Source organism: Streptomyces sp. NPDC031265 (assembly GCF_055570295.1).
Map to the genome: position 1 here is coordinate 67,882 of NZ_JBVIHM010000012.1, position 11,997 is coordinate 79,878.

The 11,997-nt window shown below is 70.9% G+C and carries 11 protein-coding genes; 4 read left to right on the top strand and 7 right to left on the bottom strand.

The window, feature by feature from the left end; translation table 11 throughout:
- The first annotated feature begins 38 nt into the window (after window positions 1-38).
- Both ACZ499_RS19815 and ACZ499_RS19820 read left to right on the top strand, forming a co-directional pair.
- Complete coding sequence (locus tag ACZ499_RS19815; RefSeq protein WP_468676562.1) at window positions 39-851, top strand: NAD(P)-dependent oxidoreductase; 813 nt, start codon at window positions 39-41, stop codon at window positions 849-851.
- Between the two features lie 371 nt (window positions 852-1,222).
- Window positions 1,223-2,893, top strand: coding sequence for an RICIN domain-containing protein (locus ACZ499_RS19820; protein ID WP_468676563.1), 1,671 nt, complete (start codon window positions 1,223-1,225; stop codon window positions 2,891-2,893).
- 184 nt (window positions 2,894-3,077) lie between these two features.
- Here ACZ499_RS19820 and ACZ499_RS19825 read toward each other — a convergent pair whose 3' ends face one another.
- Window positions 3,078-4,298 carry a pyroglutamyl-peptidase I gene (locus ACZ499_RS19825; RefSeq protein ID WP_468676829.1) on the bottom strand — a complete coding sequence of 407 codons (1,221 nt, stop codon included), beginning with the start codon at window positions 4,296-4,298 and terminating at the stop codon, window positions 3,078-3,080.
- Between the two features lie 168 nt (window positions 4,299-4,466).
- Window positions 4,467-5,393, bottom strand: a complete 927-nt coding sequence (locus tag ACZ499_RS19830; RefSeq protein WP_468676565.1) for an SGNH/GDSL hydrolase family protein — start codon at window positions 5,391-5,393, stop codon at window positions 4,467-4,469.
- A gap of 314 nt (window positions 5,394-5,707) precedes the next feature.
- On the opposite strand from ACZ499_RS19830, the gene ACZ499_RS19835 reads away from it, so the two are divergent.
- Entirely contained in the window at window positions 5,708-6,202 is a 495-nt protein-coding gene (locus ACZ499_RS19835; RefSeq protein ID WP_101388175.1) for a DUF3145 domain-containing protein, read from the top strand.
- 77 nt (window positions 6,203-6,279) lie between these two features.
- Here ACZ499_RS19835 and fabF read toward each other — a convergent pair whose 3' ends face one another.
- The 5 genes from fabF to ACZ499_RS19860 form a co-directional block, all read right to left on the bottom strand.
- Window positions 6,280-7,542, bottom strand: a complete 1,263-nt coding sequence (fabF, locus tag ACZ499_RS19840; protein ID WP_468676567.1) for a beta-ketoacyl-ACP synthase II — start codon at window positions 7,540-7,542, stop codon at window positions 6,280-6,282.
- A gap of 100 nt (window positions 7,543-7,642) precedes the next feature.
- A complete protein-coding gene (locus ACZ499_RS19845) occupies window positions 7,643-7,891 on the bottom strand; it encodes an acyl carrier protein (protein WP_385543876.1) in 249 nt (82 codons plus the stop codon).
- Window positions 7,892-7,946: 55 nt separating this feature from the next.
- Window positions 7,947-8,942 (bottom strand): ketoacyl-ACP synthase III, encoded by a 996-nt coding sequence (locus tag ACZ499_RS19850; protein ID WP_329398538.1) that lies wholly within the window; start codon window positions 8,940-8,942, stop codon window positions 7,947-7,949.
- Between the two features lie 16 nt (window positions 8,943-8,958).
- Window positions 8,959-9,897 carry an ACP S-malonyltransferase gene (locus ACZ499_RS19855; RefSeq protein WP_468676830.1) on the bottom strand — a complete coding sequence of 313 codons (939 nt, stop codon included), beginning with the start codon at window positions 9,895-9,897 and terminating at the stop codon, window positions 8,959-8,961.
- 89 nt (window positions 9,898-9,986) lie between these two features.
- Window positions 9,987-11,183: a PucR family transcriptional regulator gene (locus tag ACZ499_RS19860; RefSeq protein WP_468676569.1), complete on the bottom strand. Its 1,197-nt coding sequence runs from the start codon at window positions 11,181-11,183 to the stop codon at window positions 9,987-9,989.
- Between the two features lie 80 nt (window positions 11,184-11,263).
- Between ACZ499_RS19860 and ACZ499_RS19865 the strand changes: the two genes are divergently transcribed.
- Window positions 11,264-11,923 carry a pirin family protein gene (locus tag ACZ499_RS19865; RefSeq protein WP_468676571.1) on the top strand — a complete coding sequence of 220 codons (660 nt, stop codon included), beginning with the start codon at window positions 11,264-11,266 and terminating at the stop codon, window positions 11,921-11,923.
- Window positions 11,924-11,997 lie beyond the last annotated feature (74 nt).

An 11,997-nucleotide genomic window follows, 5' to 3' on the forward strand; every position in this document is an offset into this window, starting at 1 on the left:
CGCTTGTGGCATGGGTGGCGTGTTCGTACGGTCGTTCCATGAACAGCGAGAAGGCAAAGTCGAACGTGCGGCAGGTCGCGTTTCTGGGGCTGGGCAACATGGGGGCGCCGATGGCTCGCCGGCTGCTCGCGGCGGGGTACGGGCTGACGGTCTGGAACCGTACGGCGAGCAAGGCCGGGGCGCTGGTGGCCGAGGGGGCCGTGGCTGCGGCGAGCCCCGCCGAGGCGGTCCGCGACGCCGATGTGGTCATCACGATGCTCGCGGACCCGGCGGCGGCGCTCGCCGTGGCGGACGCGATGGTTCCGGCGCTGCGGGCGGGGGCGACGTGGATCGACACGTCGACGGTCGGGCCGGACACGGTCCGGGAGCTGGCATCCCGTCTCCCCGACGGGATCGCGTTCATCGACGCGCCGGTGATGGGAAGCGTGGACCGGGCCGCGGAGGGCGAACTCCTGATCCTGGCCGGGGGCGAGACGGCCCCGGTGGAGGGGCTGCTGGCGGAGCTGGGGTCGGTGACGCGGTGCGGCGAGGTGGGTACGGGGGCGGCGCTCAAGCTGGTCCTGATCAGCGCGGTGATCGGCGGGGTGGCCCTGGTGACCGAGTCCCTGCGTCTGGCCGCGGCCCTGGGCCTGCCGCCCGAACTGACCCGGTCTTCGCTGGCGGCGAGCCCGCTGGGCGGGCTGGTGGGGCGGGCGTTCGCGACGGACGCGTACTTCCCTGTGGCACTGGCGGCGAAGGATGTGTCGCTGGCGACGGAGGTGGTGGGGTCGCCGGTGCTGGAGGCGGTGCGGGAGGTGTTGGTGGGGAGGAGCGATCTGGCGGGGGAGGATCTGTCGGCGCTGCGGGACTGACCCCAGGGCCGAGCCCCCCACCCCGCCCCTTCCTCAAAGCCCTGGGCGGGCGGCCGGGCGGGGGACCGAGGTCAGCGATGGCTTCGGTGAATCTGTGAATCTCCGCGTGTGCGGCAACCTTTCGGCCTCCTCGGACCACTGGGTGTTGTCCGGCCAGGTGGTCCGGTCAGACGCAACGGCTGAAAGAGAGCACAGACATGCCCCTCGCCCACCCACGTCGTCGGTGGCGTACCGCGCTGGCGGCCCTCGTGCCGCGCGGCCACGCCCGCGGTAGTCACCGGTCGTCCCGCTCAGCCGTCACGGGGAAACGAAAAGTGATGCACCGTGCCCGTCGGTTGTTCGCGCGTCGGAGTGTCTGGGCGGCCGTCGTCATGGCTGTCCTGGCCGGCTCCGCTGTTGTGGTCAACACGGCCTCGGCGGGAACCGTGGATCTGAAGTCGTGGTACGTGCTGGTCAACCGCAACAGCGGCAAAGTGCTGGATGGCCGCGGCTTCGCCACGAACGACGGCGCGGCGGTGGTGCAGTGGGGCCGTCACGGCGGGGCCAACCAGCAGTGGCGGTTCATCGACGCGGGTGACGGGTACTACCGGCTGCAGAACCGGAACTCCGGCAAGGTGCTGGACGACAACAACTGGTCGAAGACCGCCGGCTCCACCATCGTGCAGTGGAGCGACCGGAACGGCACCAACCAGCAGTTCAAGCTGGCGGACTCACCGGACGGCCACGTCCGTCTGATCAATCGCTTCAGTGGCATGGCCGTCGAGGTCCGCAACGCCTCCAAGGCTGACGGGGGCGACGTCGTCCAGTACCGCGACGGGGGCGGCGCCAACCAGCAGTGGCAACTCGTCCCGGTCGGGAGCGTCGGCACACCCACCTCGACGGGCGGCGGTGTTCCCACCAGCCAGGCTCCGACCGGCACGCGTCCGTCTCCGGCGTCGTCCCCTGCGGCCGGTGGCGGCAGCCAGGCGACACGTTTCATGGGGAGCAGCACGGTGCTCATCGGCGGCTCGATGTCTGACGCCTCGGCGAACGCCGCGCCGTTCGACGTGCGATACGCCTATGTGCACAGCCAGCCCGCGCCCTCGTCGGCCTACTATTCGGCCGCGCGTTGCCAGGACGCGTGGAAGAGCTGGTGGGGCTGCTGGTCCGGCAGCACCACGGCGCCCGGCAATTACGTGACCTGGTGGGACGACCATGTGGCCAAGGCGACCTACAAGGGCAGCCCGCGCCCGCAGAAGTTCTTCTGGACCTGGTACTCCTTGCGCGACCTCGGGGATCTGGCAGGCTCGGGCGACGGTCCGGGCGAGGTCGTGGCCATCAACAGGGCCGACCTGCTGACCCGGTACATGAACGACTACCGTTTCTTCCTCCAGAAGATCGGCAACTCGCACGACATGATCGACCTTGAGCCTGATTTCTGGGGCTACGTCCGGTCGCTCGGCGATCCGCACAAGGTTGCCGCGAAGGTCTCGGGCGCAAATCCGACGGATTGCGGATCGCAGGAAAACAGCGCCGCCGGACTCTCCCGCTGCCTGATCGCGATGGCGCACAAATACGCGCCGAACACCACCGTGGGGTTCCACCTTTCCTGCTGGGACTGGCAGAGCAACACACAGGGATGCGCGAGGGATTACGCGAACCTCGGGGCACAGAACGCCGACTTCCTGGTCGCCGACGTGTCGGACCGCGATGCGGGCTGGTACGCACAGTCGGCCCACGGCGGCTACAACAACTTCTGGACCGACCAGAAGGCCGCTGCCTCGCTGGGGTTCTACAAGACGATGGCCGAGTCCGTGGGCAAGCCGGTCGTCTTGTGGCAGATTCCCGTAGGCAACATGGCGCAGAACAACACCCTCAACCATTACAAGGACGACAAGGTGGATTGGTTCTTCGCGCACATGGACCAGGTGGCGAAAGCGCATATCGCCGGCCTGCTGTTCGGTGCGGGGCAGCAAGAACAGACATCGGTCGAGACCGACGGCGGAAACCTGATCAAAAAGGCGATCGCCTATCACAACTCGGGTGGTACAGCGCTCAAGTAGGCGGAGATGCGAACCCGACCCCGTCCCTTCGATGGGGTCGGGTCGATGGGGTCGGGTTCGTCCTCTTCGTCGGGCTGACGACTCCGGGCCGGCGCGGGGAACTGCGCGACCAGCCACACACAACCGCAGGTCCGGGGCGTAGCCCCGGGAAACCCGCCTCAGCCCGCTCCCACCCCCGGAGGGTTCAGGAAAGGGGCGGGGTGGGGGACACCGCCGTCGTCACGATCGCCCGCACCTGCCCCACGATCTCCCCCCGATTCCGCTCGAACTCCGCATCCGTCACCGCCCCCGTCGACGGATCCGTGTTCCCCGCCCCGAACTCCAGCACAGGGGTGTGCACATGACCTCCCGGGATCGACAGACCCAGCCGGTCCCGCAGCAGCGTCGCCCGGTACGCGATCTCGTTGGAGAGGTAGTCACCCCCGCCCCCGGCTCGCGCCACGGACCCCGCCGACGGCCCGTCCTCCCGCACCACCGGCCCCGTACCGCCCGTCGGGATCTCCGTCACCGACGTGTGGTCGTACACCGGGAACGGGCCGGTACGAGCCGCCATGATCGCCCCGTACGGCAGAGTGGTCGTCGTCCACTGCGGCTGGCTCGCCGGGTCGGCGACCGGCACGGTCTCCGTGCGCGAGACGTCCTCGTTGTCCGGGAACCCGCCCCGCCACGCCCCGTTGAAGCGCTCGACGTCGATCCGCCCGATCCGCCCCTGGCTGACCGTGGTGAACAGGTCGACCTGCGGCAGCACCGGCCGCAGCGTCCGCTCGACCGTGCCCGCCGCGAAGTCGTCCCAGCGGACGGGGAACATGGCCGTCTCGATCCGGGCGGGCCCGGCGGCCGTGCTGATCCAGGTGCCGTCCAGCGCCAATGCCGTCGCGCCGGACGGATTGCTGATCCGGATGTCCCGGTCGAGGGTGAAGGGGTCGAACCCGGTGAGCAGGATCTTCTTGTAGCCGGTGGCCGAGCCGTACGCGATCGAGTCCTGGCCCCGCGACCCCCGCTCCAGACGGTCGAGCAGCGCCGCCCGCCGCGCGGCGGACAGCCCGAACCCGGGCTCCCAGCCCCGCAGCTCGCGCGTCATCCCCAGCCGCGCCCAGTACAGCGGCCGGTCGTCGCCCCGGCTCAGGTCGCCGCCCGCCGGACCGCGCCCCTGCGCCCGGCCCACGGCCCGCCGCCACAGCCCCGCACTCTCGCGGGCGACCAGGCGCTCGGCCTCCCGGTAGGACCGCACACCGTCGAGCTCCCGCGCGAACCGCCCGGCCACGTCGTCGAACCCGGAGCGCCGCAGTATCTCCTGCGGTACGGCCAGGTCCAGGCGCTGCTCCTCCACGGTCGGCGGCACCCCCGTCGCGGCCGGGGTCTGCGCCTGCGCCGGGACCGGCGCGAGCACCGCGCCGAACGTCATCGAAGCGACCAGCAGGGCCAGCCGTGCCACCCGTACACGTACCACCGCGCATCCTTCCGTCGAGGCCTGGGCGGCCAGTATCGGGAAGGAACTCCCCTGTGAACAGGGGGACTCGGAGTTACGGGAGGGTAGGGGGAGGTATCCAGCCGCCGACGGCCGGTCACCCTCCTACCGCGGCGGCCTCGCCGCCGTCACATTGCGGTACGCGATCTCCGCCAGCCGGCCCTGGCCGTCCTTGCTGGGGTGGAACCAGTCCCAGTGGCTCAGCTGGTCGTCGGTGAAGCGGTAGGCGAAGACCGCGCCGCCGTCGTAACGGCAGTAACGGTCCTTCGCACATACGTCCTTCAGCGCCTTGTTGTACGCCACCACCCGCTCGTACACCGCGTCGCGCCGCTCGCCCGCCGCCGCCCCCAGATCGTCCGCGTCACTCAACATGGACTGACAGATGCCCAGCTTCCAGATCTGCTTGCCCAGAGCGTTGCCCCGCCCCTCCGACCAGAGGCGCTTGAGGTCCGGCACGCTCGACACGTACACCTGGGTCTTGGGCAGGGTGGTGCGCAACCGGCGCAGGGACGTCTCGAAGCCCGCCCGGAAGTCGGCCGCCGACGTCATACCGTCGACCGAGGCCCGGCAGGCGTCGTTGCCGCCGACCATCACCGTGACCAGCTCGGGGCGGTGGGCCGCCGCGCGGGTCAGCTGGGCCGGGATGTCGGACATCCGGGCGCCGGTCTTCGCGTAGTTCCAGCTGCGGGTGGCCGCGGAGCCGGCGCCGAGCAGCCGGGTCGCCAGCGACTGGACGCCCGCGTCGCTGCCGGTGGCCCAGGACGCCTCGGGGCAGTCGGAGAGGACCATGCAGGCGTCGAAGCCCCGGGTGATGGAGTCGCCCACGGCGGCGATCGACGCCGGGCGCGGATTCCAGTGGGGGGTGGGCGTCGGTGACGGCTTCGGGGCCGCTTCGGCGCGGTGGTCCGCCGGTGGTTCCGAGCTGGTGCACCCCGCCGTGACGGCGAGCGTCATCGCCGTGAGAGCGGCGGCGGCAGCGGTGCGGCGCCGCGCGGGGCGGCTTCGGCGCGTCGGCAACGTCCCCTGGTCCATCCCCTGGTCCCCTCCCTCGGGTGCCCCTGACGTCCTGCCGGGTGAAAGCTTCGTGTTCCCGGGCCCAGGACCGACCGTACGACACCTTTCTGTCTGCTCCGCGCGGTAGCTTTGGCCCGTCCAGCCAGAGGAACCACGCCAGACGGCTCCGGTAAATTACATCACGTCACATACTGTCCCCATTCAGGAGATTAACTCCCGATGCTGTTTACTGTTGAACCCCGGGGCAGAATGTCAGGTGCTGTCCTGACCGAGACCGGTAGGGGCGGGAGGCCGCTGGGGAAGGCGAACCTCGAACCGCACTGGAGGTCCCGGTGACGACACGTGGAGTTCTGTACATCCACTCCGCCCCCCGCGCGCTGTGCCCGCACGTCGAGTGGGCGGTGGCGGGGGTGCTCGGTGTGCGCGTCCAGCTCGACTGGATCCGCCAGCCCGCCTCGCCCGGCACCTGGAGAGCGGAGTTCTCCTGGCAGGGCGAGCCCGGCACCGCCTCCAAACTCGCGTCCGCCCTGCGCGGATGGCAGATGCTGCGGTTCGAGGTCACGGCGGAGCCGTGCGCCAAGGCCGAGGGCGAGCGCTACAGCGCCACGCCCGACCTGGGAATCTTCCACGCGGTCACCGGCATCCACGGCGACATCCTGATCCCCGAGGACCGGCTGCGGGCCGCGCTCGCCCGCTCGGTGCGGGGCGAGACCGATCTGGAGGCCGAGATCGCCCGCCTCCTCGGCAAGCCCTGGGACGACGAGCTGGAGCCGTTCCGGTACGCGGGCGAGGGCGCGCCCGTGAGGTGGCTGCACCAGGTCGTATGACACGTGCCGCGGTCCGATGCGTAACGGAAAGGGCCCCCACCGCTCGGTGGGGGCCCTTCCGGTTACGTATACGCGTCTCAGACGGAACGGAACGCCAGCACCACGTTGTGCCCGCCGAACCCGAACGAGTTGTTGATGGCCGCGATGGACCCGGCGGGCAGCGCGCGCGGCTCGCCGCGGACGATGTCCGCCTCCACCTCGTCGTCGAGGTCGTCGAGGTTGATGGTCGGGGGCGCGACCCGGTGGTGAAGGGCCAGGACCGTCGCGACGGTCTCGATGCCGCCGGCGCCGCCGAGCAGATGCCCGGTCATGGACTTCGTCGCGGAGACCGCGATGTGGTCCATGTCGTCGCCGAGGACCTTGCGCAGCGCCTTGATCTCGGCGATGTCGCCCTGCGGGGTGGACGTCGCGTGCGCGTTGAGGTGGACGACCTCGGACGGCTTGAGGTCCGTGGAGTCCAGCAGGTTCTGCAGAGCCGCCGCGACACCGCGGCCGGTCGGCTCGGGCTGCGCGATGTGGTGGCTGTCGGCCGACAGGCCCTGGCCGAGCACCTCGCAGTAGACCCGGGCGCCGCGCTTGGCGGCGTGCTCGGCCGACTCCAGGACGACGACACCGGCGCCCTCGCCGAGGACGAAGCCGTCACGGGCCTTGTCGTACGGGCGCGAGGCCTGCTCGGGGTGGTCGTTGTTCTTGGACATCGCCATCATGTTGGCGAACGCCGCGACGGGCAGTGGGTGGATGGCCGCCTCGGTGCCGCCGGCGACCACGACGTCGGCGCGGCCGGTGCGGATCATCTCCACGGCGTAGCCGATCGCCTCGGCGCCCGACGCACAGGCGGAGACGGGGGTGTGGACGCCCGCGCGGGCGTTCACTTCGAGACCGACGTTGGCCGAGGGGGAGTTCGGCATCAGCATCGGGACGGTGTGCGGGGAGACGCGGCGTACGCCCTTCTCCTTCAGCACGTCGTACTGGTCGAGCAGGGTGGTCACACCGCCGATGCCGGAGGCGATGACCGTGCCGAGCCGCTCGGGGGCGATGGGCTGGTCCTCACCGGCGGGAGCGGTGTAGCCCGCGTCGGCCCAGGCCTCCTTGGCCGCGATCAGCGCGAACTGCGCCGAGCGGTCCAGCTTGCGGGCGAGCGGGCGGGGCAGTACCTCGCCCGGTTCGACGGCGGCGGTGGCGGCGATGCGGACCGGGAGGTCGGCGAAGCGCTCGCCCTCCAGGGGCCGGACGCCGGAACGGCCCGCCAGCAGACCTTCCCAGGTCGAGGCGGAGTCGCCACCCAGCGGTGTGGTTGCGCCGATACCGGTGACGACCACGGTGCGATTGGTCGAGCTCACAGGAAATTTCTCCACGGTGTAAGGGGGGATCAGCGGCGCCACCGCCGGGTGGCGGCAGTCACGCGGAACTGAGTCCGGGACTGATTCCGGGGGTACCGGATCAGGCCTGGTGCTTCAGGATGTAGTCCGCGGCGTCGCCGACGGTCTTCAGGTTCTTGACGTCGTCGTCCGGGATCTTGCACTCGAAGCGCTCTTCGGCGGCGACGACGACCTCGACCATGGACAGCGAGTCGACGTCCAGGTCGTCCGTGAAGGACTTGTCCAGCTGGACGTCCTCGACGGGGATACCGGCGATCTCGTTGACGATCTCGGCGAGACCCTCAAGGATCTCTTCCTGGGTGGCGGCCATGTGGCGCTCCTTCGGTTTTTTACGGGTTTGTGGGCATCCGGAAGATCCGGTGTGCCTAGGGGAGGGTAACGACCGTCGCGGCGTACACGAGACCCGCCCCGAAGCCGATGACGAGCGCGGTGTCACCGCTCTTCGCCTGTCCGGTCGCCAGGAGCCGCTCCATCGCGAGCGGGATCGAGGCGGCCGAGGTGTTGCCGGTGGTCTCCACGTCACGGGCGACCGTGACGTGCTCCGGCAGTTTGAGAGTCTTCACCATCGAGTCGATGATCCGCATGTTTGCCTGGTGCGGAATGAAGACGTCCAGGTCGTCCGCGCTGATTCCGGCCGCGTCCAGCGCCTGCTGGGCGACCTTCGCCATCTCGAACACGGCCCAGCGGAACACCGCCTGGCCCTCCTGCGTGATCGCAGGGAACTTGCCGGAGCTGTCGTACTCCGTCCACGGCACGGTCTGCTTGATGGTCTCGGACTTGTCGCCCTCGGAGCCCCAGACGGTACGGGCGATGCCCGGCTCGTCCGCGGGGCCGACCACGACCGCGCCCGCGCCGTCACCGAACAGGAAGGCCGTCGCGCGGTCCTCCAGGTCGGTCAGGTCGCTGAGCCGCTCCACGCCGATGACGAGGACGTACTCCGCCGAACCCTCGACGATCATGCCCTTGGCGAGGGTGAGGCCGTAGCCGAAGCCCGCGCAGCCCGCGGAGATGTCGAACGCGGCCGGCTTGACGGCGCCGATCTTGTCCGCGATCTCGGTGGCGACGGCCGGGGTCTGCTTGAAGTGCGAGACCGTGGAGACGATCACACCGCCGATCTGCTCGGGGGTGAGACCGGCGTCCGCGATGGCCTTGCCCGCGGCCTCCACCGACATCGCCGTCACGGTCTCCTCGTCGGAGGCCCAGTGCCGGGTGGAGATGCCGGAGCGGGAGCGGATCCACTCGTCGGACGAGTCGATCTTCTCCAGGATGACCTCGTTGGGAACCACCCGGGTCGGCCGGTAGCCGCCGACGCCCATGATCCGGGCGAACGGCGCGCCCTTGCTGGGCTTGATCTTCGACATGCTGTACGGCTCCTTATCAGGCGCCCGCCGCGTCAGCGGCAGGTGTCCCTGTCTCGGCGATGAGCGCGCGGGCCGCTTCGAGGTCGTCCGGGGACTTCAGGGCGACGGTCTTCACACCGGGCAGTGCGCGCTTGGCCAGGCCGGTCAGGGTGCCGCCGGGGCACACCTCGATCAGCGCGGTGGCACCCAGTTCCTGGAACGTCTCCATACAGAGGTCCCAGCGGACGGGGTTCGAAACCTGGTTGACCAGGCGGGCGACGATCTCGGAGCCGGTGGCGACGGTGCGGCCGTCGGCGTTCGAGACGTAGGTGATCTTCGGGTCGGCGATGTCCAGCGACGTCGCCGCCTCGCGCAGCTCGTCGACCGCCGGGGCCATGTGGTGCGTGTGGAAAGCGCCGGCGACCTTCAGCGGTACGACCCGGCGCACGCCCTCGGGCTTGTCCGCCTCCAGGGCGGCCAGCTGCTCCAGGGTGCCCGCGGCCACGACCTGGCCCGCGCCGTTCACATTGGCCGGGGTGATGCCCAGCTTCTCCAGGTGCGGGAAGACGACCTCGGGCTCGCCGCCGAGCAGCGCGGACATACCGGTCTCGGTGATGGCCGCGGCCCTGGCCATGCCCAGGCCCCGGGTACGTACGAAGCCGAGTGCGGCCTCCTCGGAGAGCACGCCCGCGTACGCGGTGGCGGTGATCTCGCCGACGCTGTGGCCGGCCACAGCGCCCGGGGTGATGTCACCCAGTGCCGCGGCGGAGAGCAGACCCGCGGCGACCAGCAGGGGCTGGGCCACGGAGGTGTCGCGGATGGCGTCCGCGTCCGCCTGCGTGCCGTAGTGGACGAGGTCGAGCCCGATGGCGTCGGACCACGCGGCGAGCCGGTCGGCGGCGCCGGGGAGGTCGAGCCAGGGAGTCAGGAAGCCGGGCGTCTGAGCGCCTTGGCCGGGAGCGACGAGTACGAGCACTCTCACACTCTCTCTTGTGGACGGCCCTGCTCGCCCGTGGGGACAGGGACGAAGAACCGTCGGGGGAATTGTGGGTGTCCGACAAAAGTCTAGGACTGAGGATCTCCGTCGGCCAGACGCCCCAGGATCAGGGCGATCCTGAGCGTGAAGGCGGAACGTACATCGGAGGGGGACCAGCCGGTGACGTCCGTCACACGTCGTAGCCGGTAGCGCACGGTGTTGGGGTGTACGAAGAGCATCCGGGCCGCGCCCTCCAGGCTGCTCGCCTGCTCCAGATAGACGCTCAGGGTCTCCAGGAGCGCCGAGCCCGCCTCCTCCAGCGGTCTGTAGATCTCCTCCACCAGCTGCTCGCGCGCGGCCGGATCGGAGGCGATCGCGCGCTCCGGCAGGAGATCGTCCGCCAGAACGGGCCGGGGGGCGTCCTGCCAGGCCGAGCCCGCCTTGAGCCCGGCGGCGGCGGCCTGTGCGGAGCGGGTGGCGGCCAGCAGGTCGGGGACGACCGGGCCGGCCACCACGGGACCGGCCGCGTACGGCCCGATCAGGGCCTTGGCGACCTGGAGCGGGTTGTCGCTGCCGCCCGCGATGACGACCAGGCGGTCACCGAGCACCCCGGTGAGGACCTGGAGCTTGGCGTGCCGGGCGGCCCGCCGGATCGCCTCGACGGTGAGCTCGCTGTCGCCGTCGGGGGCGGTGCCGAGCACCACGCACACGTGCTCCGGCGAGTTCCAGCCGAGGGCGGCGGCCCGTGAGACGGCGCCCTCGTCGGCCTCACCGGAGAGCACCGCGTTGACGACCAGCGATTCGAGCCGGGCGTCCCAGGCACCGCGTGCCTCGGCGGCCTGGGCGTACACCTGGGCGGTGGCGAAGGCGATCTCGCGTGCGTAGACCAGCAGGGCCTCGCGCAGGATCGACTCGTCGCCGGGCGCCGCGACCTCCTCGATCGCGGTCTCCATGACCTCGATGGTGGTGCGCACCATCTCGACGGTCTGGCGCAGGGTGATGGCCCGGGTCAGCTCGCGGGGCGCGGTCCCGAAGACATCGGTGGAGATCGCCTGCGGGGTCTCCGGGTGCCGGAACCACTCGGTGAACGCCGCGATGCCGGCCTGGGCGACCAGACCGATCCAGGACCGGTTCTCCGGCGGCATCGCCCGGTACCACGGCAGCGTCTCGTCCATGCGGGCGATGGCGTTCGCGGCGAGCCGGCCGGAGGACTGCTCAAGGCGCTTGAGGGTCGCGGCGTGCGGATGGGCGGCGTTCGGCGGCGGCGCAGATTCGGGTTCGGGCACGGGGACAAGACTGCCTTATCAGGACGGGTGAGTGCCCTGCCGGGGGTTCGGGGGCCCGGACAGGCCCTACCGTGGACCCCGTGATTTCCGTGAGGCACGCCCACGAGCGCTACCGGGGCGGCGACGCGGCGGCCGGCGTCGAGTCCCTGCACGCGTTGTCCTTCGGCCGTTTCTACGACCCGGACAATCTGCGCTTCGGCCCGGTCCTGGCCTGCAACGAGGAGCGGCTCGCGCCGGGCGCGGGCTTCGACGAGCACCCGCACAGCCACACCGAGATCGTCACCTGGGTGGTGGAGGGCGAGCTCACCCACCGCGACTCGACGGGCCACGCGACGGTCGTACGGGCGGGGGACGTCCAGCACCTCAGTTCGGCCGGAGGCGTCCGCCACGAGGAGCGCAACGACGGCACCGCCCCCCTGGTCTTCGTCCAGATGTGGCTGGCCCCCAGGCAGCCCGGCGGCACCCCGTCGTACGAGATCGTCCGCGGCATAGCCGACTCGACCCCGTACGCGGTCCTGGCGGCGGGCGCGATGCTCTACGTCCGGCGGCTGGTGGCGGGCGAGCGCACGGCGGTTCCGGACGCGCCCGGCGTCTACGTCCACGTGGTCCGCGGCGAGGTCGACCTGGCGGGCGGGCGGCTGGGGCCGGGTGACTCGGCGAGGATCAGCGAGGCGCTGGGCCTCGACCTGGTCGCCCGCACCCAGGTGGAGCTGCTGATCTGGGAGCTGAACGAGGTGTAGCGGATTCGACCGCGGGCCGTGCCGGGTTGCTCGCGCAGTTCCCCGCGCCCCTGGGTGGTCAGGGGCGCGGGGAA